This window comes from Salinicola sp. (genome assembly GCF_982684285.1).
Genome location: NZ_CEXLVS010000005.1, coordinates 25,441 through 45,756, shown reverse-complemented (window position 1 = coordinate 45,756; position 20,316 = coordinate 25,441). Strand labels below are relative to the sequence as shown.

25 protein-coding genes are annotated in these 20,316 nt (G+C 67.0%); 19 read left to right on the top strand and 6 right to left on the bottom strand.

Translation table 11 applies throughout. From position 1 onward, the window contains the following. Window positions 1-407, bottom strand: a 407-nt coding sequence (locus AC3AYF_RS01210) for an N-acetyltransferase family protein (protein WP_487779310.1), incomplete at its 3' end; no start/stop codon positions are given. A gap of 89 nt (window positions 408-496) precedes the next feature. On the opposite strand from AC3AYF_RS01210, the gene pdxR reads away from it, so the two are divergent. Further along, a complete protein-coding gene (gene pdxR, locus AC3AYF_RS01205; RefSeq protein WP_295039826.1) occupies window positions 497-1,903 on the top strand; it encodes a MocR-like pyridoxine biosynthesis transcription factor PdxR in 1,407 nt (468 codons plus the stop codon). Between the two features lie 129 nt (window positions 1,904-2,032). Continuing rightward, complete coding sequence (locus AC3AYF_RS01200; protein ID WP_295039824.1) at window positions 2,033-2,509, top strand: carboxymuconolactone decarboxylase family protein; 477 nt, start codon at window positions 2,033-2,035, stop codon at window positions 2,507-2,509. Between the two features lie 31 nt (window positions 2,510-2,540). Here the strand turns inward: AC3AYF_RS01200 and AC3AYF_RS01195 are convergent, their stop codons facing one another. Next, window positions 2,541-3,101 carry a helix-turn-helix domain-containing protein gene (locus tag AC3AYF_RS01195; protein WP_295039820.1) on the bottom strand — a complete coding sequence of 187 codons (561 nt, stop codon included), beginning with the start codon at window positions 3,099-3,101 and terminating at the stop codon, window positions 2,541-2,543. A gap of 108 nt (window positions 3,102-3,209) precedes the next feature. Here AC3AYF_RS01195 and rhtA point away from each other — a divergent pair, with 108 nt between their 5' ends. The 3 genes from rhtA to AC3AYF_RS01180 all read left to right on the top strand — a co-directional run bounded on the left by rhtA (window position 3,210) and on the right by AC3AYF_RS01180 (window position 5,774). Further along, window positions 3,210-4,103, top strand: a complete 894-nt coding sequence (gene rhtA, locus AC3AYF_RS01190; protein ID WP_295039816.1) for a threonine/homoserine exporter RhtA — start codon at window positions 3,210-3,212, stop codon at window positions 4,101-4,103. A 126-nt stretch (window positions 4,104-4,229) separates the two neighbouring features. Further along, entirely contained in the window at window positions 4,230-5,063 is an 834-nt protein-coding gene (locus AC3AYF_RS01185) for an AraC family ligand binding domain-containing protein (protein WP_487779309.1), read from the top strand. Window positions 5,064-5,165: 102 nt separating this feature from the next. Further along, entirely contained in the window at window positions 5,166-5,774 is a 609-nt protein-coding gene (locus tag AC3AYF_RS01180) for a LysE family translocator (RefSeq protein ID WP_149435464.1), read from the top strand. Between the two features lie 21 nt (window positions 5,775-5,795). On the opposite strand, the gene AC3AYF_RS01175 is transcribed toward AC3AYF_RS01180, so the two are convergent. From AC3AYF_RS01175 to mntP, 3 genes are all read right to left on the bottom strand, one after another. Next, window positions 5,796-6,410: a cyclodeaminase/cyclohydrolase family protein gene (locus tag AC3AYF_RS01175; protein ID WP_487779308.1), complete on the bottom strand. Its 615-nt coding sequence runs from the start codon at window positions 6,408-6,410 to the stop codon at window positions 5,796-5,798. A gap of 161 nt (window positions 6,411-6,571) precedes the next feature. Continuing rightward, window positions 6,572-6,724: an alternative ribosome rescue factor ArfA gene (gene arfA / locus AC3AYF_RS01170; protein WP_149435466.1), complete on the bottom strand. Its 153-nt coding sequence runs from the start codon at window positions 6,722-6,724 to the stop codon at window positions 6,572-6,574. A gap of 72 nt (window positions 6,725-6,796) precedes the next feature. Further along, window positions 6,797-7,378, bottom strand: a complete 582-nt coding sequence (gene mntP / locus AC3AYF_RS01165; RefSeq protein ID WP_149435467.1) for a manganese efflux pump MntP — start codon at window positions 7,376-7,378, stop codon at window positions 6,797-6,799. Window positions 7,379-8,291: 913 nt separating this feature from the next. On the opposite strand from mntP, the gene AC3AYF_RS01160 reads away from it, so the two are divergent. The 7 genes from AC3AYF_RS01160 (at window position 8,292) to AC3AYF_RS01130 (ending at window position 14,527) form a co-directional block, all read left to right on the top strand. Continuing rightward, window positions 8,292-8,465, top strand: coding sequence for a hypothetical protein (locus AC3AYF_RS01160; protein ID WP_188113672.1), 174 nt, complete (start codon window positions 8,292-8,294; stop codon window positions 8,463-8,465). A gap of 202 nt (window positions 8,466-8,667) precedes the next feature. Beyond that, the gene (locus AC3AYF_RS01155) at window positions 8,668-9,618 is read left to right on the top strand and encodes a SctD/MshK family protein (RefSeq protein ID WP_295039800.1); all 951 of its coding nucleotides are present in this window, start codon (window positions 8,668-8,670) and stop codon (window positions 9,616-9,618) included. Window positions 9,619-9,650: 32 nt separating this feature from the next. After that, complete coding sequence (locus AC3AYF_RS01150) at window positions 9,651-10,079, top strand: hypothetical protein (protein WP_295039798.1); 429 nt, start codon at window positions 9,651-9,653, stop codon at window positions 10,077-10,079. Next, window positions 10,076-10,432 (top strand): type III secretion apparatus assembly chaperone SctY, encoded by a 357-nt coding sequence (gene sctY / locus AC3AYF_RS01145; protein ID WP_149435470.1) that lies wholly within the window; start codon window positions 10,076-10,078, stop codon window positions 10,430-10,432. Before AC3AYF_RS01150 ends, sctY begins: the two co-directional genes overlap by 4 nt. Window position 10,433: 1 nt before the next feature. Next, on the top strand, window positions 10,434-12,599 hold the full coding sequence (gene sctV / locus AC3AYF_RS01140) for a type III secretion system export apparatus subunit SctV (RefSeq protein ID WP_487779307.1): 2,166 nt from the start codon (window positions 10,434-10,436) through the stop codon (window positions 12,597-12,599). 219 nt (window positions 12,600-12,818) lie between these two features. After that, the gene (locus AC3AYF_RS01135; RefSeq protein WP_295036040.1) at window positions 12,819-14,057 is read left to right on the top strand and encodes a type II and III secretion system protein family protein; all 1,239 of its coding nucleotides are present in this window, start codon (window positions 12,819-12,821) and stop codon (window positions 14,055-14,057) included. Between the two features lie 17 nt (window positions 14,058-14,074). Then, on the top strand, window positions 14,075-14,527 hold the full coding sequence (locus AC3AYF_RS01130) for a hypothetical protein (RefSeq protein ID WP_149435472.1): 453 nt from the start codon (window positions 14,075-14,077) through the stop codon (window positions 14,525-14,527). A 25-nt stretch (window positions 14,528-14,552) separates the two neighbouring features. Here the strand turns inward: AC3AYF_RS01130 and AC3AYF_RS01125 are convergent, their stop codons facing one another. After that, window positions 14,553-15,395: a tetratricopeptide repeat protein gene (locus AC3AYF_RS01125; protein ID WP_295036042.1), complete on the bottom strand. Its 843-nt coding sequence runs from the start codon at window positions 15,393-15,395 to the stop codon at window positions 14,553-14,555. Between the two features lie 200 nt (window positions 15,396-15,595). Here AC3AYF_RS01125 and AC3AYF_RS01120 point away from each other — a divergent pair, with 200 nt between their 5' ends. From AC3AYF_RS01120 to AC3AYF_RS01090, 7 genes are all read left to right on the top strand, one after another. Next, a complete protein-coding gene (locus tag AC3AYF_RS01120; protein WP_295036043.1) occupies window positions 15,596-16,186 on the top strand; it encodes a hypothetical protein in 591 nt (196 codons plus the stop codon). A gap of 196 nt (window positions 16,187-16,382) precedes the next feature. Next, complete coding sequence (locus tag AC3AYF_RS01115; protein WP_149435475.1) at window positions 16,383-16,580, top strand: hypothetical protein; 198 nt, start codon at window positions 16,383-16,385, stop codon at window positions 16,578-16,580. A 122-nt stretch (window positions 16,581-16,702) separates the two neighbouring features. Then, window positions 16,703-17,146: a hypothetical protein gene (locus tag AC3AYF_RS01110; protein ID WP_295036044.1), complete on the top strand. Its 444-nt coding sequence runs from the start codon at window positions 16,703-16,705 to the stop codon at window positions 17,144-17,146. Window positions 17,147-17,149: 3 nt separating this feature from the next. Further along, entirely contained in the window at window positions 17,150-17,971 is an 822-nt protein-coding gene (sctJ, locus tag AC3AYF_RS01105) for a type III secretion system inner membrane ring lipoprotein SctJ (RefSeq protein ID WP_295036045.1), read from the top strand. Next, a complete protein-coding gene (locus tag AC3AYF_RS01100) occupies window positions 17,968-18,639 on the top strand; it encodes a hypothetical protein (RefSeq protein WP_295036046.1) in 672 nt (223 codons plus the stop codon). Before sctJ ends, AC3AYF_RS01100 begins: the two co-directional genes overlap by 4 nt. Continuing rightward, window positions 18,636-19,235: a type III secretion system stator protein SctL gene (gene sctL, locus AC3AYF_RS01095; protein ID WP_295036047.1), complete on the top strand. Its 600-nt coding sequence runs from the start codon at window positions 18,636-18,638 to the stop codon at window positions 19,233-19,235. The genes AC3AYF_RS01100 and sctL overlap by 4 nt, the downstream gene beginning before the upstream one ends. Further along, the coding region (locus AC3AYF_RS01090) for a FliI/YscN family ATPase (protein ID WP_295036048.1) at window positions 19,232-20,316 on the top strand (1,085 nt) is incomplete at its 3' end. The genes sctL and AC3AYF_RS01090, both read left to right, overlap by 4 nt.

The window sequence follows — 20,316 nt, the reverse complement described above, 5'->3', positions numbered from 1 at the left end:
CCCCGGGAGAGCAGCCCTTGTCGAAAGTAGAAACGCTGTGCCAGCGCCATGCCCAGCCCGGTATCCAGCACCAGATGGCGACACCCCAGGGTTCTCGCTTCCTCGCGCACGGCCGCGATCAGCCGCGCACCCAAACCGTGGCGTCGCCCCGCTGCGCTGACCACGAGATCGTCCACATAGACGAAGCGGCCATACAGCAGGCTCTCGGTCAGGCGATAGCCCGCCAGGCCGACGACCCGATTCCCCTCCCACGCCGCCAACAGCCGATAGCCCATGGCCATCTGGCGCATGATCCGGCTGACGAAGGTCTGCGGTGCATCGAGATGCGGGCGAAGCTCACGCATGACATCGAAGCAGCGCAGACACTCCTGCTCCGTGGTCACCAGTAATAGTCGAACGGTCGTCATCGGACATCCTCCTGATAGAGCAGCCAGGGTAGAATCGGACTGACCCGCTTGGCAGCGCCAAGACGTCTTCGATCTTCTGGGACATCGACATGTCCAATACCCCACTGCGGCTCGACCGCACGCAGAACTTGCCGATCTACCGGCAGCTCTATCAGCGCCTGCGCGAAGCGATGACGGACGGGCGCCTGCCACCCGGCAAACGGGTGCCCTCGGTACGCAGCCTCGCCAGTGAGCTGAACCTGTCGCGCGGCACGGTCGAGCTGGCCTATCAGCTGCTGGTCAGCGAAGGGTATTTTCTGCCGCGAGGGCCGGCGGGAACCATCGTCTCGCCACACCTGCCCGATGCCTCGGGACCGGCGGCGACATCGGAGACGGCGACCGGGCAGGAACCACAGCCTAGTCTCGCACCGCCGCTCCCCTTCCAACTGGGGCTGCCGGCGCTGGACGCCTTCCCCGACAAGTTGTGGACACGCCTGGCCCATCGCCGACTCAGGGCCCAGACCAGCGCCGAACTCAACTACCCGCCGCCGACCGGCCACCCGGCGCTGAAGCGCGCACTGGTGAGCTACCTCGGCGTGTCGCGAGGCATCGCCTGCCAGCCCGAACAGATCTTCATCACCGACAGCTACCGCGACACGCTCGGTCTGATCTGCCGGGCACTGCTGAAACCCGGCGACAGCGGATGGTTCGAGGAGCCGGGCTATGTGATGGCGCGTGAACGACTGCTGCACGACGGGATGCACCTGACGCCGGTGGGCGTCGACGCCGAGGGATTGAACGTCGAAGAGGGAGATTCCCGCGCCGCCCAAGCCCGTTTCGCCGTCGTCACGCCCACGCACCAGAGCCCCACCGGGGTGACGATGACGCTGGCCCGACGCCAGGCCTTGCTGAGGTGGGCGAGTCGTGAGGATGCCTGGGTGATCGAGGACGACTACGACAGCGAATATCGCTACCACGGCCATCCCGTACCGGCACTGAAGAGTCTCGATCACGATGGCCGCGTGCTCTATGCCGGCACGTTCAGCAAGGTGCTGTTCCCCGCCATCAAACTGGCCTACCTAGTGGTTCCACTCTCTCAGGTCGCGATCTTTCAGCGCGCGATGCGGCGCCTGGGCCATGGCTGCCCGACGCTGACTCAGGCGGTGGTCGCGGATTTCATCGACGAAGGCCACTTTGCCCGCCACCTCAAGCGGATGCGGGCGCTCTACAAAGAGCGCCGTGAAAATCTTCGCCAAGCGCTCGAGCACCATCTGGGCGATCGGATTCACATCGATCTGCAAGCCGGCGGGATGCACCTGCTGGCCCGTCTTCCCGACGACGTCGACGACGTGGCCATCGCGAACCGGGCCGCCAGCGCCGGGCTGGGTGGGCACGCGCTGTCCGAGTGGTCCCTGACCCCGACACGACAGTCCGGGCTGCTGCTGAGCTTCACCAACGTCACCGATGCCGCCCACGCCGACGCGCTGGCCGCCCGGCTGGCCGCGCTCGTGGTTTGACGCGTCGCAGGTCGTCTTGCGATGGCCCAGAAATCGCCACCGTTCTTGGCTCTGTGAGAACGCCTTCCCGCATTTCATCCTGTCTCGGTGCTCAAATCTCAACTCCCATGACCCAGACAGGTAAGCGACATGAAAGCCCGAGTGAACTACTACCAGACCTCTCCCCAGGCCGCCCAGAAGTACATCGATTTCAACATGGCGCTGTCGCAGAGCGACGTGATCAAGGAGATCAAGCATCTGGTGACGCTGCGCGCTTCCCAGCTCAACGGCTGCGCCTTCTGCGTCGACATGCACGTCAAGGAGGCGAAGATCGACGGCGAGCGCGAATTGCGCCTGCACCACGTTGCGCTGTGGCGGGAATCGACGCTGTTCACCTCGCGCGAGCGCGCCGCCCTGGCCTGGACCGAAACGCTGACCCGGCTGCCCGAGCATGGGGTCGATGACGGCGCCTACGACCACGTTCGCAGCCACTTCTCCGAAGCGGAGCTCTCGGACCTGACCTTCCTGATCGTCGCCATCAACGGCTGGAATCGCCTCAGCATCGCCTTCCAGGCGATTCCCGGCTCCGCCGACAAGGCATTCGGACTGGACAAGGCCGGGCTGTAGAGTCGGTATCGCCCGCGCTCGCAGCTCGGCTTCAATACACCACGTTGCGAATGAAGCGCAGTCGACCAGCCCCATCGTTGCGATAGCGATAGGGCTGGTCGCTGGGATAGACGTGGAAGTCGCCGGCCTCGATCGTCACCTCACGCTCGCCGAGGTTCAGGGTCAGCGTTCCCTCGATCACCACCAGCATCTCGTGCCAGCCGGCGTCGTCCGCAGCCGATTCGTATACGTCTCCCGGCTCCAGCGACCACGACCACAGTTCGACCTCCTGCCGTGCCGGCTTGCTCGCCAGCAGTCGAGCACGACTGTCGGGGTGCGCTCCCACCCAGGCGACCTCGTCGATACGCGCGGAGTCCTCGCTGTCCGGCGGCTGGACCAGCGCGTAGAACAGCACGCCCAGCGCCTCGGCCAATCGATCCAGCGTGCTCAGACTGACGTTGACGTCGCCCTTTTCGATATTGACCAGCATGCGCCGGCTGACACCGGACCGCTCGGCCAGCGCCTGCTGGCTCAAAGATACCGCCTGCCGCAGGCGCCTGACATTGGCGGCGACATGCACCAGTACGTCGGGGCGCTCGTTAGAGTTGTGCAATATATTGCCCATCCGTACAATCGCGACTCTCGTCCATTGCCGCTCGCCGCCAAGGCGACAAGCGGTCACGTTTGGCGAGTCATCATGCCGCAGACCTCGGGAGGTGTCATGTCAGTCGCCATGCGCGAATTCTTCGCCAGAGTCTGGCCGGTGGCCATGCTGATCGTGGCGATGTGCTCGATCCAGAGCGGCGCTTCCGTCGCCAAGTCGCTGTTCCCGGTCATCGGCGCCACCGGCACGACCTCGATCCGTCTGATCATCGCCGCCCTGCTGCTGCTGATCGTCATGCGACCCTGGCGTCAGCCGCTGAGCCGTCGCGCCTGGAAATCGACGCTGATCTACGGCGTCTCCCTCGGCGTCATGAACCTCCTCTTCTACCAGGCCTTGCGGACCGTGCCGCTGGGTATCGCGGTGGCGCTGGAATTCACCGGGCCGCTGGCGGTGGCGATGCTCTCGTCGCGGCGCTGGCTGGACCTGCTTTGGGTGGCACTCGCGGTCCTCGGCCTGATCTGCCTGCTGCTGCTGGGCGATGGCGGCAGCGGCCCGATCGACCCTCATGGCGCGGCCTGCGCCCTCGGCGCCGGCGTCTGCTGGGCGCTCTACATTCTGTTTGGACAGAAGGCCGGGGCGATCAACGGCGCCCAGAGTGCCACCCTCGGTATCACCATCGCCGCGGTGGTGATCGCCCCGGTGGGATTGCTCGACGTGGGCACGGCGATCTTCGCCCCGGAAGTGCTGCCGTACGCCCTGGCGGTGGCGGTGCTCTCCACCGCGCTGCCCTACACGCTGGAGATGATCGCCATGCCGCGGCTGCCGACCCAGACCTTCGGCACCCTGATGAGCCTCGAGCCCGCGGTGGGTGCGCTCTCCGGCCTGCTGTTCCTGGGCCAGCTGCTGGGTACGCTGCAGTGGTTGGCGATCGGGCTGGTGATCACCGCCTCGATCGGCACGACGCTGACGATCCGGCGCCGCGACACCTTCGAGGCGCCGGTGCCGGACTGAAGGTCCAGGATTCCGGCGGCGGGTCCCGGACTGCACGAACGTTCCAGACTCCCGCGTCCCGTTTCTGGCATGCTGCCAGGATCGAACCGGCGTACCGCATCGACCGCAAGCCGGGCGGGAGGCAGCATGACATCGACGAACTGGATCGATCTGCGACAGGACAGCGATACCGGCATCGAGACGATCCGTGCCCACTTCGAGGGGCACGCCTACGATCCCCATTGGCACGACAGCTATCTGGTCGGCTTCACCGAGCAGGGCGTCCAGCAGTTTCACTGCCGCCGCGTTCGTCACGACAGCACGCCCGGACGCCTGTTCTTCGTCGAACCCGGCGAGATTCACGACGGCCACGCGCCGGCCGAGGGCGGTTTTACCTACGCCATGCTCTATCTCGACCCGGACTGGCTGCAACGTGAGCTGCGCCAGTTCGCGATCGCCGGCGCCGCTTCCGGTGAACCGGGCTTCGCCTCGACGCTGGTCGACGATACGCCATTGATCGCGGGAATCGCCCGCGCCTTCACTACCCTGCGCCAGTCGACGTCGCGGCTCGAACGCGATGACGCCCTCGATGCCCTGCTGCAGGGCCTGGTGCCGCATCTGGGTTGGCGTCGGCGTCCATTGACCGATCCGCGCCTGCCGCGTGCCGCCCGCCGGGCCCAGGAACTGCTGCATGCGAACTATGCCGAGGATATCGGCCTGCAGACGCTGGCCGAGCAGTGCGGCGTCGCTCGGTTTCGGCTGACCCGCGCTTTCAAGTCGGCCTTCGGCCTGGCGCCCCATGCCTATCTGGTGCAGCTGCGCCTGAGTCTCGCCCGCCAGCGGCTCGCTGCCGGCGAGCCTCCCGCCTCGGTTGCCAGCCAGCTCGGCTTCGCCGATCAGAGCCATCTGGGGCGCTGGTTCCGGCGCGCCTACGGCCTGACGCCGGCGGACTATCGCCAGCGCTGCGTCCGGGGCGGTTGAATCGGCTTCGTGGCGAGCTTGGGGCGCGACTGCTCAAACCTTCCAGACCTTGGGTGACAATGGCGCGATAGTCCCGACTCCACGCTATTCCCGGAGTCGATCATGTCCGCCTGGTTACCGTTCACCCTGTTCGCCTTCGTCGCCTCGATCACGCCGGGGCCGACCAATCTACTGATACTCGCGCAGGGATCGCGCCAGGGCTGGAAAAGCGCCCTCCCCGCCGTTCTTGGCGCCAGCCTGGCGGCGGCGGCGATCGTGCTGACGGTTGGCTTGGGGCTGTCGCACACGCTGCTGGCCCACCCCCTCGTGCGTCGACTGATGGCAGCGATCGGCGTGGCCTGGTTGAGCTGGCTGGCGTGGCGGCTCTTCCGCAGCCCACCGCCGGAAGTCGATACCGGCGACCTGGCCTCCGTCGCGCCGGCCTTCGGGGCACGCCAGGCCGCCGGCCTGCAGCTGGTCAATCCCAAGACCTGGATGATGGCGATGTCGGTCGTCGGCGTGTTCACCGACGCGGCATCAAGCGCGACGCAGATCGGCGTATTGGCACTGACGTTCGGGGTCGTGGCGCTGCCCTGCCTGGCGCTCTGGGGGCTGGTGGGCAGCGGTGTCGCCAGGCTGTTCCGGCAACCGCGTCAGTGGCAGTGGTTCAATCGCGTGCTGGCGCTGCTGCTGTTGACGGTGGCGTGGTGGAGTCTCCTGATCACGGGCTGACCCCCTGTCGGCGTCGCGAGTTCAGCCACCGGTGCCGAGTCGGCGGCGGAGCTCGCGAACTTCTCTGCGAAGCGCCTCGCAACGCGCTTCCAGTGTCTGCCGCGCGGCATGATCGGGCAGCGCCGCGAGATTGGCTTCGGCCCCGATCAACAGCGCCTCCAGTGCCGCACCGAGCATGGTGGCGCCGGCCAGCGTGTCGCTACGCATTGCCGGCGAGGTCAGCGGCAGCGCCTCGACCGCCAGTGCCAACCCCTGCCGACATCGCTCGGCGGCTGCCAGCGGGATCCGAATCGACGCCTCGCGGGCTTCGCGAAGGGCCGAATCGCACGGGTCCGATTCGGCGGCATCATCACTCGATCGCCGTTGCGCCTGCAGATAGTCGTCGAACGCCGCGGCATCGTCGTCGACAGCCTCGGCCAGCGCCTGCTGCAGCGCATCGCCATCGTCTATCAGACGGCGACGGTGGTGATCCGGGCCGGATTCGCCCCGGTGCAAACGCACGCCCTTGAGAATCAGCGACAAGCCCAGGCACCCGTTCAGCGCCGCGGCGGCACCGCAGCCCGGTGTGGAACGCGTTTCGACGGCGTGCTGGAAATCGGCAAGCGAGGCCTGCCAGAGCGAAGACGAGGTCGACATGAAGGCTCCCGGAGAGGATCGATATCTCAGCATAGACGCCACCACGGAAAGCATGGCGAATCGAGGGGGCGACGAGAGCCGACAGTGAGCAGCCGGAAGTGTCGGCAGGAGTGAAAACAGGGGAGAGCACCATGGCGAAACGGTCGGAGGTCGAAAATGCCTCAAGCCGCTTGGCGATGGCGCCCTCCCTCGGGCGGCCGCCCTTTGCGGGAGTAGCTGCCCTTGCCTCTCTTCGGTTTCTGTTGCTGCTGTCGGAATTGGGGCGAGCGCAGTGCCGCCTTTAGCGCGCTGTCCCGGATGGGGTGTGATGCCATGTGACCTCCCGGTTCGTTCGAGTTCATGGATCTAGACAGTTGTCGAGGATCTAGCCAGTTGTCGGCAAGCTCTCAAGCGACACGGGCCACCAGATGCTCGTAGAGCACGGTACAACCGATGCCGATCAGGACCAACCCCCCCACGATTTCGGCCCGCTTGCCGATCAGCGATCCGATCGCGCGGCCCAGCATGATACCGACGGTGACCATCAGCATCGTGGCCAGGCCGATCGCCGCCGCCGCCACGATGATGTTCACATCGGCGAAGGCCAGCGTCACGCCGACGGCCATGGCGTCGATGCTGGTGGCCAGCGCCGTGAGGGCAAGCAGCCAGACCGATTTGCGCTCCGGCGCGCTGCCGTCGTCCGCCTCGACCGGGACCGGCTTGAACCCTTCCCAGATCATGTGTGCCCCGAGCGCCCCCAGCAGCACGAATGCGATCCAGTGGTCCCACTCGGACACGAACCGCGTGGCAGCCAACCCGATAGCCCAGCCGATGACCGGCGTGATGGCCTCGACCGTGCCGAAAATGGCGCCGATGCGCAGTGCCTCGGGGAACCGGGTGCGCCTGAGAGCCGCGCCCTTGCCGACGGAAGCGGCGAAGGCATCGGTCGACATGGCGAAAGCGAGTATGACCAGGGATGCAGGATTCATTGTCCGTTCCAGCCGGTGGTGTTGCCACGACATTCGCCGTACCCGACTCGGTACCGCGGATGCCCATGGTCTCGCCAACCGGTCTCGGCGTTCGTGCCACGGCATGGCCGGGTGTGTTGACACGAACATCACGACCGCAAGGTTTCACGGTAGTGATCGGCTACTCCCCAAGGAGGTCTCAGACTATAGACGCGAAAATGAAAACCGGCAATAAATGATTGAATTTAAAGAGAAAAATTCACCCCGGTTAATTCATGTCGTTGACGTTAATCAAGTTAACGCCGGTTGGACTTTGATGACGAGGTTGCGGGCCGGGACTTCAGCGTTGGCGGCAGCAATGACGAACCGTGGCGTAGGAGGTGCGTCGTGGCGTCACAACGGGATAACCCCGCGCCAGTGACGCCATAAAGAGACAGCAAGACTGGAAATCTGTCTCGTTTTGGGAACAGATCATTCAGATAAATTCAGACGTACCTAATTCAGTAAAATCTCAAAATACAGGCACGTGAAAATCGGGCGGGAAAATTGTGCATTTTAGTGCGCACACTTCATCGATCGATGTCGAGTCATTGAAATGGAGAAAAATGCCACAGCGGTTTGAAACGCTCATTTCAACGTAACGAGGGGTAATAAGTGCATACCAGGAATGGATTGAACGACCGTTCAATATAGTTTTTATTCTTCCATATCAGTAATTTGCTAAAAACAATTTAGCTTGCCTTCCGTTACCTTCTGGAAACGCAAAACATCAAACTTTTACTTCCAAGCCGTCGCATTGTCATTCGGAGCCAGTAGTCTGAATGACGTTGGATCGCGTTCCCAGAGTTTGGTCGATGTCGAGAACCCGGTCTGGCACCTCTTTCAAACCGCTGGAATGGCGGACCTTGAATTTCACGCTACCAGGAGAAACACCATGGCTGATACGCCCGCAATCGATCCGTCAACTTCGAATGACAGCGCTGATTCTTCCATCGATCAATTGAAGGCCGTCTTTGATCAGGCGATCGAGAAATCCGCTGAAATCACCAAGGTCACGACCGAGAAGAAGACCATGCTCGATGCGACCAAGCAGCGTCCGCAGAACTGATGCGGAGAAGTCGCGGGCGAAATTACGTCGCCCGCGACGCTCCACGCCGGAACGGCGGCAATGCGTCCGGGACGCATCGGATCTCGCCACGATGGAGACTACTCGATTTTCTGGAGCTTCCTTGGCTGTCCGCCTCGATGAACCGGGTACGGACAGCCAAGGAATTTCTTCCCGCTTCGTACGACATTAGCGAGTCAACCGCATGAATACCGTCACCTCCCCCACGGCGTCGGAAGGCGAAGTCGTTGCGACGCTCACGGTCACCGCCGGGCTGCATCACGGTGCGACGATGGATCTGGGCGAGCCGACCTGCCGGATTGGCAGCGACGAGGCCGCCGATATTCTGCTGGGCGACCCCGACGTGGCGCCCGACCACCTGGTGCTGCGGTTCCACGGACGCCAGATGGCGGTCGAGGCGATCGGCGGCGATGTCGTCGTCAACGGTCGCGTCGTGCATCAGGGAACCGGGCAGCGCGGCGAGCTCCCGGCCGAGCTGCGCTTTGAGGGCGTGTCGCTGGCGCTGTCGCGCCCCCCCGCCCCCTCGATGATCCCAGCGCTCCCCAAGCTCCCCGCCCTGCCGCCACGCTGGCGGACCTCGCTCAACCGGGGTGCCACGCTCACCGGGCTGGTAGCGACGCTCGGGGTGCTGGCGGTCTACGAATTCATCGACGTCAATCAGGCCGGCGCCAATATCGGCGGCTACACGGCTGCCTCTCTCGATCCCCAGGCGCTCGACGGTGCGCATCGCCTGACGTCGGGGGAGCGCCCGGGCCCGGCGGAAGCGCTGCGCCGACAGCTCTCGGAGGCGGGCCTCGACTCGCTGAGCGTCACCGATCATGGCGGCTACCTGAGCGTGTCCGGACAGTACGCGGCGGCGCAGAGCGCGGCCTGGGACCGGACGCAGCGCTGGTTCGATCAGCACTACGGCAGCCACCAGGTGCTGCTCAACGACGCCAAGACCCGGCAGGATGCGGCGCGCCCGGATTTGAAGCTGCAGGCCGTGTGGCTGGGCGATAGCCCCTATGTCATCGACAGCCGCGGGAAGCGACTCTATCCCGGCGCCGCGCTCGAATCCGGATGGGTGATCTCCGCGATTCAGCCGGACCGCATCACGCTGAGCCGTGGCGACGACCAGTTCGCGCTGACGCTTTGAATGAGAGACCGCGCTGACGAGGCCATCGTTCGATGAAGATCACCGGTCGCCAGGTCGACTCGGACCGCTATCGCATCTCGGGCACGGTCCCGGAGCCAGTCCGCCCCATCGAGAGATCCTCCGGGCAGGATGACGAATTCATCCGCGCGGTCGATCTTGCGCGGACGCGCGACGCCGACCAGCCGCCGCTGGCCGCGCGACTGGACGCGCTCGAGCGACCCGAGGCCAGAGATGCCCGCAGCTACGACAACGCCCGCAGCATCGAGCTGCTCCAGCACGTGATCGACGACGTGCTGCCGACGCTGGAGGCGGAGGAGGACATCGTCGCGATGGCGCGGGACGTCGTCGGCGAGGAGCTCGAGTGGCGCCAGGCCTGGGATGGTCGCATGAACGAAGCCATGACGCCGCAGGATGGCGATGCTCCCGGTGGCGACGACGCCCGTGACGAGGAGCCGTCATGACAGAGAACGACGATCGCGATGCCGCCGACCTGCTGCACCTGATGGGCCACCTCTACCTCAAGAGCGGCCAGACGCAGCGGGGGATGGTACTGCTGCTGATCGCCACGCGCATGGCGCCGGAACACACCGGCATCCTGAGGGCGCTGTGCCGCGGTTTTCTGACCCACGGCAACGGCGGACGAGCCCTCAACGTGATCGAGCGTCTCGAAGCCGCGGGGCAGCGCGACGCCACGCTGCTCCTGCTGCGCAGCCGTGCCGAGTGGCTGAACGGCGACCGGGACGCCGCGCGGCGCCACTTTCAACGCTACCTGGAGCGCCGACAGGAAGCCGATGTACCACGGGAGCGGGCATGACATGAATCAGCTTCTCGGTCGACTCAACATCCTCGCCCGCCGCGCCTCCCAGCGCAGCGACGTGATCATCGCGGTCTTCATGGTGCTGGCCGTTGTGATGATGATCATCCCGTTGCCGACCGCCCTGGTCGACGCGCTGATCGGGGTCAACATCGGCTTCAGCCTGCTGATCCTGATCGTGGCGTTCTATATCTCGCACCCGGTGGAGTTCTCGTCGCTGCCGCCGATCATCCTGCTGGCGACGCTGTTCCGGCTGGCGCTGTCGATCACCACCACACGCCTGATTCTGCTCGACGCCGACGCCGGCCAGATCGTCGAAGCCTTCGGCAACTTCGTCATCGCCGGGGAGGTCGTCATCGGGATGGTGGTGTTCCTGATCATCACCGTGGCCCAGTTCCTGGTGATCACCAAGGGCTCGGAGCGGGTTGCCGAAGTCGCGGCGCGTTTCACGCTCGACGCCATGCCCGGCAAGCAGATGAGCATCGACAACGAGATGCGCAATGGCGATATCGACCATGTCGAGGCCCGCCGCCGGCGTTCGCTGCTGGAGAGCGAGAGCCAGCTCTACGGCGCCATGGACGGCGCCATGAAATTCGTCAAGGGTGACGCCATCGCCGGGCTGGTGATCCTGTTCGTCAACCTGATCGGCGGCCTGCTGATCGGGATGCTCGAGCACGGCATGCCGTTCGGCGAAGCCGTCGAGACCTACTCGCTGCTCACCGTCGGCGACGGCCTGATCGCCCAGATCCCGGCGCTGCTGATCTCGATCGGCGCCGGCACCGTGGTCACCCGCGTCAGCTCCGACAACGCCAGCGACCTGGGCAGCGAGATCGTCGGCCAGCTGGGCAGCAACTCCAAGGCGCTGGGGCTGACCGCCGCCGTGCTGTTCTGCGCCGCCTTCATCCCGGGCTTCGCCACCGGCGTGTTCCTGGCGATCTCGGCGCTGCTGGGCAGCGCGGCCTTCCTGCTGCGTCGGCGCCACATGCGCGAGCGGGCCGAAGCGGAAACGGCCGATGCCGAGGGCGCGCCGAACGATGGCGCTCCCGCGCCGCGGCAGGATGACGCGCCCGCCGAGGCCACCGCTCCCGGTCGCCTGGCCGAGGACGAGCCGGGCCAGCATCGCGTCATGCTGTGCCTGAGCGCGTCCCTCGCCGACGCGCTGTCGCTGGACTTGCTGCGCGAGGGCATCCAGACGGTTCGGGAGCGCGTCGAGCGCGACCTGGGAATCGCCATCCCCACCGTCGGCCTCCGTCTCGAACCGGCCCTCGGGGCGCAGCGCTTCGCCATCGAGCTGGACGAAGTCCCCGTGCTCAACGGCGAGCTGCCGGCGGCCAGCGTGCTGCTGGACGACGACACCAGTACGCTGGCGCTACTCGAGCTCTCCGCACAGACGCAGCCCGCGCTGGTCGGCCGCGGCTCCTGGCAGTGGCTGCCGGACTCCGCGAGCAGCGCGCTGCGGGAGGCAGGGATGCGCTATCGCACGTCGGACCAGGTGCTGGAGCGCTGCCTGGAGCGCACGCTGACGCGCTACGCCGGCGATTTCGTCGGCATTCAGGAGGCCCGCTCGCTGCTGTCCCGCATGGAAGCGGATTATGCCGAGCTGGTCACCGAGGCCGTGCGCGTCGTCTCGCTGCAGAAGATGGCGGAAATCCTGCGCCGCCTGGTCAGCGAGGGGGTGCCGGTTCGCGCCATGCGCACCATCCTCGAGGCGATGGTGACCTGGGGGCCGCAGGAGTCCAACAGCGCGCGACTAGCCGACCGCATCCGCGTCGCCATGGCGCGCCAGATCTGCCACCGCCATGCCCGCAGCGACAGGGTACTGCCGGCCTGGGTCGCCACCCGCCCGCTGGAGGAGGCGCTACGGGCCGCCCAGCGCCACGCCGAGACCCAGTCCTTGCGCATCGGGCTGCCGGCGCCGCTCTCCCGGGCACTCAATGGCTGGTTTCAGCAACAGCTGGACGCGCTGGATGCCGACTTGCAACCGGTGATCGTGATCGCCGGGGACGTGCGCGCGTCGCTGCAACAGTGGCTCAAGCAGCAGGAGATCGACATGGCCGTCATGGCCTGGCCGGAGATCGCACCGGAATTCAGCCTGCAGGCGATCGCCCAGGTGCGCCTGCCAAAACCCGCGCCGCGACGCGAGTCCGAGGCGCAGGCAAAGTCGTAACTTGATGACAAAAAAGCGGTTTTCGTTGTATGAGTAAAGCGATTTTCGATGCATGAGTAGAGACCCCGCGGCCAGCGGGGCTTTTCGACAAGGGATCCGATGACAACAGGGACGGAAGACGCTCGTGGCACAGTGGCAGACAATTTCATGAGGGGCGGTAACCGCGTACCCCTACTCGCCGCCCTTGGCTTGGCACTCCAGGTGATGGTGGCATTGCTGATGACCGCACAGTTCGCTCACGCCGATGTCGCCGTCGATACGCCCGGCGAGACGCTGGCGCTGGAGACGGGCCAGGGCAGGATCCTGCGCTTCGATCGCCAGGTGGCCTCGGTGTTCGTGGCCAACCCGGCGATCGCCGACGTTCAGGTCGTCTCCCCCGGGGTGATCTACCTGTTCGGCAAGCAGGCCGGCGATACCAACCTGATCGCCCTCGGCGCCGACGACGAGAGCCAGGCCTCGCTGCGGCTGCAGGTCCGCGACGGTGACGCCAAAGCGAGCCAGGCGCTTCGCGGTATCGACGGCGACAGCCAGGTCAGGCTGCACATGGCCGGCAACCAGTTGGTGGCCGAGGGCCGCAACGCGACGGTGGAGAGCGCCATGGCCACGCAGTCGGCCCTCGATGCCGAGGCGCCCGCCGACGGCGGTCTCAATCGCTCGAGCTACGACGGCGCCAACCAGATCAACATCCGGGTGCGCTTTGCCGAAGTCGCCCGCGACGAACTGCTCAGCTACGGCGTCAGTTGGAATGCGCTGATCAACAACGGCTCGTTCTCGTTCGGCGTGCTGACCAGCAATATCGCAAGCTCCCCGGGCAGCGAGGGCGTCGACGGCCTGCTGCAGGCGCTGCAGCAGAACAACCTGTTGCAGATACTCGCCGAACCCAACATCACCACGGTTTCGGGTCAGACCGCCAGTTTCCTAGCCGGCGGCGAGATTCCGATCCCGGTGCCGGTCAACAGCGACCTGGTGGGGATCGACTACAAGCAGTTCGGCGTCTCCCTGCTGAGCACCCCGACCCTGCTGCCCAACGGCCGCATCTCGATGGAGGTGCGCCCCGAGGTCAGCAGTCTCTCCGGCGACAACGTTCAGATCGCCGGCTACGACGTGCCGTCGCTGCAGGTGCGGCGTGCCGACACCGTCGTCGAGGTGGGCAGCGGCCAGACCTTCGCCATTGCCGGGCTGTTCCAGCGCCAGGCCTCCAACGAGATCGAGCGCATCCCGGTGCTGGGCGATATCCCGATCCTGGGCCAGCTGTTCCGGTCGCGCCGTTTCCAGCGCAACGAGACCGAGCTGGTGATCCTGATCACGCCCTACCTGGTCCGCCCCTCCTCGTCCCCGACGCCGAGAACGCCGCTGGACCAGGCCCGGGTCAGCCGCGACACCCGGCTTGGCGACGATCCGGCACAGCACGCCAGGTCGGCGGGCGTCGATGATCCTTTCGGGTTCTATCTGCAATGAGCGAGGAGACCGCCGCCATGCCACCCAACCCGCTCGCCGCGACAGCCGCGATCCGTCATGTTGCGCCGCTGCTGATAGCGACGCTGCTGGCCGGTTGCCAGTCGTCGATGGGGCCGATGAGCTGGACCAGCGGCTACCGCCAGGTGGCGATGGCCGCTCCAGAAGGCGACCAGGCCGCCACGGATGGCCGGATGGCGACCCTGCCCAACCTGTGCCAGTCGTCCCCCGACGACGAGGGCATGGTGACGCTGCCGCCGGGTTGCGCCAACGATCTGAACCTGCAGCTGATGGTGGCCAATCCCCAGGACCTGGTCCGCGGGCGGGAGATGGGACCGCCGATGGCGGGCCCCGTCGCCGACGCCGCCCGCGAGCGGCTCGACGATCGCGGCCGCGCCAACGAGCGGCGTGCGATGCTGGAAGGCGAGGCGCGCAGTGCCATGGGCGATACCGCGACGACCGATGGCCTGTGAGGGGCAGCGCGGGGCCGGCCCGAACTCACTCGCGCGCGGGGGAGGTCCGGGCCATGCCGAGGGCCTGGGCGCGAGCGGCGGCACTGGGCAGCGCGGCGATACGCGCGGCGCTGGCGATCAACGACTCGCGCCGGGCTGCCGGCAGGTCGGGGATCTCGATACGGCGGGCTTCTTCACGCTGCCCTCCCAGTACCAGCACCAGGATGAGATTGCGGTAATGGCGCGCTTCGGCCAGGGGGGAGTTGGCGACTCGACGCATGTCAACGATCGCCTTGGCGTCGTCGCCGGCCAGGGACTCGGCCAGCGCCAGATTGGCCTGGACGTCGAGATCCTGCGGTTCGAGCCTCGCCGCCCTGGCAAAGGCCTCGACGGATCGATCGGAATGCCCCGCCAGCGCCTGCGCGGCGCCCAGACGGCTCCAGGCGGCCACGTTGTCGAGCTTGGGGGCGGCCCGCGAGAGGCTGCGCAGCGCCCCCTGGGGCTCGCCCAATCGCAGCTGGGCCGTGCCCAGGCCCAGCAGCGCCGGGGCCAGGTCGATGTCGTCGGCCAGCGCCGTCCGGAAGGCTTGCGCCGCGGCCTCGGGCTCCCCGGCCGCCAGCCGGGCATTGCCCAGCCGGATCAGGAGGTCGGCAGACGGCGCCCCCTGTTCCAGCGCACGTTCGTACATGGCCGCCGCCGTGGCGTGGTCGCCGCGCTGGTCGACATCGTCGGCCAGCTTGAGCAGCCGGTCCTCCCGGGTGTCGGACGGTGTCGCCGCGCAAGCGGAGAGCGCGAACCCGACGGCGATGACCGCCGCCCATGTCAGGCCCTTGCGGCAAGCCGCCGCGCGGGTCGAGACCATTCGAGAAACCGTAGAAGATGCCTTCATCCGTGAATCAGTCCAGAGGCTCGAGGAGTGGACAGACAGCGTACCGGAGAACCAGCGGTTTGGGGCAGCGAGGCATGTCAATGAACGGTGACAGTCGTTTACATAGGGCAAGCGAAAGCCACAAAAAGACATATAACCGGCCACCAAACCGTCATCGCGATCTTGCTAGGGTTATCGAAGCAATTGCGGCGGTGGCCTTCATGATCGTTCGTCGAAAAGGATCCCGGTTGCGCACCTCGATCATCGTCGCGCTGATGCTGGGGTTGGCGGGCAGCGGCGCCTTCGCGGCCGACGCCCCATGGGCAGACCGAAGCTACCGCTACGTGGTGATCGATCAGGACGTACGCGACGTGCTGCAGGAGTTCGGACGCAACCTGTCGCTGCCGGTCGAGGTGAGCAGTGCCGTGAACGGCGAGGTCCGCGGCGACATCCACGCCGACAGCGCCCAGGCCTTTCTGGAACAGGTCTGCCGGTCCAACGGGCTGGCGTGGTTCTTCGACGGCTACGTGCTCCATGTCGCTGCACGCGAGGAGCTGGGCCGGCGTAGCTTCGATCTCGACGGAGTGGACGTTTCGCGCTTGAGCGCCGATATCGAAGCGGCAAGGATCGGTTCGCCACTGAGCGCCGATTTCCGGGATGGCCGCCACCGTCTGGAGGCGATGGGTCCGCCCGCCTGGCTGGCGGAAGTGGCGCAGCGGGTGGAGGATTCGAGGCGGACGCCCGCGCCCTCGGCACCCGATGAGGTCAGAGTCTTCCGCGGCAGCGTGGCACGACCGGCCGTGGAGCAGTGAGTGCGGATGTCGCGGCTGCCGGCGCCAGTGAGCCCCGGACGCTGGCAGGCCGGACCCAGAGGCAGGAACGAGCGGGCCGTCATCCCATGGCGACGCTCATCAGCGACCGTTCCCGAACGCTCTCTCGAAGAACGGTACGACGACTCACCGACGGCTCGATGCCGATCGGTCAATGCCAAACCGAAGGAGACGATACATGGCTATCGATGCCGTAGGTAATGCCAACGCAACCGGCGAATCCACCCCCGACTCCCAGGCCTTCGACGACGCCGTCGACAACGCCAAGTTTCAGGAAGCGATGTCCGAGGGCATGGTCCAGGTCGGTGGGCAGCTGATTCTGATGCCGATGATGAAGGAAATGCTCAGCGAAGCCATGTCGGGCGGCGAAGAGTAGCAAGCCCAGGCCCGAGTCCTGCGAGGTGACGAGGGACGACGACCGGTTGGCGACTCGTCGCGACGACCGGTCGCCGTCGTTGGAAGCGACACCGGCCCGCCATGGGCCCGAACGCGAGGTGAATGATGACTCCCGTGACACCACCGGGGGTGGGGGTGCCGATGACGACACCCGCGCCGACCCCATCGGAGACGAGTGCCAAGACGCTGGCCTCGCAGAACCTGTTCGAGCACATGGCCGGCCAGGCCGGTGCCTCACCCCCTGGCGCGAGCCCCGGCGAGCTGGGCTCGAACCTGATCGACAACCTCGACGGCTTCGTCGACCGGGTCAACACCTTCGCGCAGCAGGCGCAGGTCCCCGATGCCCAGGCGCCCGCCCGCTTCGCCAAGGTCACCACGCCGGCGCTGGACGCAGGCGACACGCCCACCGCCATCGGCGACGACAAGATGGCGAAGGTCGTCGACTCGCTGAGCCAGGTCTTCGACCACTCCATCGAGACCACCATGGTGGTGCGAGGTGCCACGCAGGTGTCGGGCTCGGCCAATACCCTATTGAAAGGTCAATGACACTTGCATCTCGATCGACGCTTCAACCCCTCGCGCCCGTCCCGGGACAGCCGCCGACGCCCGCTGCACTGGATTGCGCTGCTGTTGATGGCCCTGCTGCTGCAGGCCTGCGATACCGACCTCTATACCCAGCTCGACGAGCGCGAGGCCAATGTCATCGTGGCGACCCTGGCACGCAATGGCATCCCCGCCAGTCGCCATGCCGAGGATGAAGGCCGGATGCGCGTCACCGTCGACGAGAGCCGCTTTGCCGAAGCGGTCGACGTGCTCGACCGGGCCGGCCTGCCGGAACGTAAGTTCGCCAATCTCGGCGAGGTCTTCCAGGGCAACGGCCTGGTGTCGTCACCGGTCCAGGAGCGCGCCCAGATGATCTACGCGCTGAGCCAGGAGCTCTCCCACACCGTGTCCCAGATCGCCGGCGTGCTGTCGGCGCGGGTCCACGTGGTGCTGCCTGACAACGACCTGCTGCAGCAGAACAGCACGCCCTCCTCGGCCTCGGTCTTCGTGCGCTACATTCCCTCGCTGGACATCGATCCGCTGATCCCGCAGATCAAGACCCTGGTGGCCAACGGTATCGCCGGCCTCTCCTACGACAAGGTGTCGGTGGTGCCGGTGGTCTCGTCCCTGCCCGAGGAGACACGGTCGGCCCCCCAGCCGGCCATGAGTTCGTTTCTCGGCATCGCGATGCCGGCCGCCAGCGTGGCGCGTGCCGGCTGGCTGTTCGGCCTGATGATCGCGGCGATTCTCGCCCTCGGCATCGTGGTCGGCTGGCTGGTCTGGCGCCAGCGCCGCCAACGACCCTATGACCTGGCGACCCCGTCATGACGGCAACGCCCACGCCATCACCGGAGCTGCCGGTGCGCATCGATCCGGCCCACTGGATCGGCACCCTGGACGGCATCGCCAGCGACGAGACGCTACGCCGCTGGTGCCGCCAGCCGCGGTTCCAGCATCGCCTGGCCGAACGCCTCCGGCGCCGTCACGATCTCCCCGCCCAGGCCGAGCTGCCGCCGAGAGATCCCATCGACCAAGCGCTTTGCCAGCTCGACGAGGATGCGCTGACGGCCTGCACTCGCACGGCAGGGATCATCTTCCATGCCGGCGCCCTGGTCCGCGAGATTCGTGCCCCTCGGGTCGCGGCCGTCAAACAGCGCTTCGGCACCGATCTCTACGCCCTGGCACTGGCCAAGCGGGAGCATGGGCAGGCCGGGGAGAGCGACCTGGGCGATCTCGACGCCTTCGAGGCGGAGGTCGAGCGAGACGGCAGACGCTGTCTACTGGCCTGGGCCGACGCCCAGCCCGCCACCCTGCGTGCCTGGCTGCGATTGGGCTGGTTCGGCAGGCTGGCGCGAGACGACGGTGCCGAGACGAACGCCGGCGCCGTGGAGATCGCACGCCTGGCCGCCGCCGACCGGCTTGTCTCGGGGGCGGAGGATGCCGCCCAGGACCCGTCCGATGAGCCGGCAGCGCCGTCTCGGAATGAGCGTCCATGAATTCACTGCCGCCCCGCCCCGGCAAGGTGATCCTGCGGGCCGAGGAAGCCGAGGCCTGGATCGATGGCTACGCCTTTCTGGACCGGGCGCGTCGACAGGCGGCCGATCAGGAACGGGCGCTCGGCGAAGCGCGCGACGCAGCCTATGCCGAAGGCTTCGAGGCCGGCCGCCGGGCAGGCGAGACGCAGGCCGCCCGGCTGCTGGCGACCACCCGGGATGACGTGGATCGCTACCTGGCGCGTCTCGAACCGGCGCTGGCCGAACTCGCGCTGGACCTGGTTCGGCAGCTGCTTGGCGAGTTCGACGAGGCCGAGCTGGTCGCCCGCTGCGTTCGCCAGGCGCTGCGCGAGTGGCGCCAGGCGCATCGGATCCGCATCCGCGTGGCCCCGTCGCTGGAGGCACCAGTGGCGGCGCTGCTCTCGGAGGAGCCTCCCACCGCGGGAGACTACGAGGTCGAAGCCGATGCCCAGCTGGGGCCGGGGCAGTGCCTGCTGGTAAGCCCGGTCGCGGTCATGGACATCGGCGTGGATTCGCAACTCGACGTTCTCCGCCAGGCGCTGCTCGACGCGCCGGCGGATGGCCAGGAGTCGGCATGAGCCGTCATGACCCGGAACAGGCCTCGGTGGCGCTCGACGCGCTGCTGCCAAGGCTCGGCCAGCGTCTGGCCCGGACCGAGACGCGCCGGGTCAGCGGTCGGGTGCGCCGGATCCGCGGCCTGCTGATTCACGCCAGCATCGAGGGCGTCAGCATCGGCGAACTCTGCTACCTGCGCGATCCGGTCAGCGGACGTCGCGTCGCCGCCGAGGTGATCGGCTTCGAGGAGGAGGACGCCATCCTCTCGCCCATCGGCGAACTGCAGGGGCTCTCCACCCGTAGCGAAGTGATCGCCACCGGACGCGCCCAGGGCGTCGGCGTCGGCGAGGCGCTGCTGGGCCGCGTCATCAGCCCGCTGGGAGAGTGGCTGGACGCTGCGGCGACCCCGCCCGGCGACACCGCACACTCGGCCCCCCCGCTGCGCGAATACCCCGTGCATGCCGAGCCGCCCGCGCCCCTGAGCCGCCAGCTGATCGAGCAGCCGCTGGCGCTCGGCGTGCGCGCCATCGATGCCCTCAATACCGTGGCAAGAGGTCAGCGTGTCGGCCTGTTCGGTGAACCCGGCGTGGGCAAATCGTCGCTGCTCTCGGCCATCGTCAAGGGCAGCAGCGCCGAGGTGGTGGTGCTCGGGCTGGTCGGCGAGCGCGGCCGCGAGGTGCGCGAACTGCTCGACGTGCAGCTGGACGCCGACGCGCGTCGGCGTACCGTCTGTGTCGTCTCCACCTCGGACCGCCCGGCCATCGAGCGTGCCCGCGCCGCGCTGGTCGCCACCGGCGTGGCGGAGTATTTCCGCGACCAGGGCCGCGACGTGCTGCTGCTGGTCGACAGTCTCACCCGGTTCGCCCGTGCCCAGCGCGAGATCGGCCTGGCCGCGGGGGAACCGCCGACCCGACGCGGCTATCCGCCGTCGCTGTTCGCCGCCCTGCCCCGCCTGCTCGAGCGCGCCGGTCCGGGGGATGCCACCACCGGCGGTACCATCACCGCCATCTACACGGTGCTGACCGAGGGAGACGGCACCCTGGACCCGGTGGCGGAGGAGACCCGAGCCATTCTCGACGGACACATCGTGTTGAGTGCCGAGCT

Excerpts from the sequence above, each read along its gene's own strand:
- pdxR (WP_295039826.1), top strand. The coding sequence starts at position 497 with ATGTCCAATACCCCACTGCGGCTCGACCGCACGCAGAACTTGCCGATC.
- AC3AYF_RS01200 (WP_295039824.1), top strand. The coding sequence starts at position 2,033 with ATGAAAGCCCGAGTGAACTACTACCAGACCTCTCCCCAGGCCGCCCAG.
- rhtA (WP_295039816.1), top strand. The coding sequence starts at position 3,210 with ATGTCAGTCGCCATGCGCGAATTCTTCGCCAGAGTCTGGCCGGTGGCC.
- AC3AYF_RS01185 (WP_487779309.1), top strand. The coding sequence starts at position 4,230 with ATGACATCGACGAACTGGATCGATCTGCGACAGGACAGCGATACCGGC.
- AC3AYF_RS01180 (WP_149435464.1), top strand. The coding sequence starts at position 5,166 with ATGTCCGCCTGGTTACCGTTCACCCTGTTCGCCTTCGTCGCCTCGATC.
- AC3AYF_RS01175 (WP_487779308.1), bottom strand. The coding sequence starts at position 6,410 with ATGTCGACCTCGTCTTCGCTCTGGCAGGCCTCGCTTGCCGATTTCCAG.
- arfA (WP_149435466.1), bottom strand. The coding sequence starts at position 6,724 with ATGGCATCACACCCCATCCGGGACAGCGCGCTAAAGGCGGCACTGCGC.
- mntP (WP_149435467.1), bottom strand. The coding sequence starts at position 7,378 with ATGAATCCTGCATCCCTGGTCATACTCGCTTTCGCCATGTCGACCGAT.
- AC3AYF_RS01160 (WP_188113672.1), top strand. The coding sequence starts at position 8,292 with ATGGCTGATACGCCCGCAATCGATCCGTCAACTTCGAATGACAGCGCT.
- AC3AYF_RS01155 (WP_295039800.1), top strand. The coding sequence starts at position 8,668 with ATGAATACCGTCACCTCCCCCACGGCGTCGGAAGGCGAAGTCGTTGCG.
- AC3AYF_RS01150 (WP_295039798.1), top strand. The coding sequence starts at position 9,651 with ATGAAGATCACCGGTCGCCAGGTCGACTCGGACCGCTATCGCATCTCG.
- sctY (WP_149435470.1), top strand. The coding sequence starts at position 10,076 with ATGACAGAGAACGACGATCGCGATGCCGCCGACCTGCTGCACCTGATG.
- sctV (WP_487779307.1), top strand. The coding sequence starts at position 10,434 with ATGAATCAGCTTCTCGGTCGACTCAACATCCTCGCCCGCCGCGCCTCC.
- AC3AYF_RS01135 (WP_295036040.1), top strand. The coding sequence starts at position 12,819 with ATGACCGCACAGTTCGCTCACGCCGATGTCGCCGTCGATACGCCCGGC.
- AC3AYF_RS01130 (WP_149435472.1), top strand. The coding sequence starts at position 14,075 with ATGCCACCCAACCCGCTCGCCGCGACAGCCGCGATCCGTCATGTTGCG.
- AC3AYF_RS01125 (WP_295036042.1), bottom strand. The coding sequence starts at position 15,395 with ATGAAGGCATCTTCTACGGTTTCTCGAATGGTCTCGACCCGCGCGGCG.
- AC3AYF_RS01120 (WP_295036043.1), top strand. The coding sequence starts at position 15,596 with ATGATCGTTCGTCGAAAAGGATCCCGGTTGCGCACCTCGATCATCGTC.
- AC3AYF_RS01115 (WP_149435475.1), top strand. The coding sequence starts at position 16,383 with ATGGCTATCGATGCCGTAGGTAATGCCAACGCAACCGGCGAATCCACC.
- AC3AYF_RS01110 (WP_295036044.1), top strand. The coding sequence starts at position 16,703 with ATGATGACTCCCGTGACACCACCGGGGGTGGGGGTGCCGATGACGACA.
- AC3AYF_RS01100 (WP_295036046.1), top strand. The coding sequence starts at position 17,968 with ATGACGGCAACGCCCACGCCATCACCGGAGCTGCCGGTGCGCATCGAT.
- sctL (WP_295036047.1), top strand. The coding sequence starts at position 18,636 with ATGAATTCACTGCCGCCCCGCCCCGGCAAGGTGATCCTGCGGGCCGAG.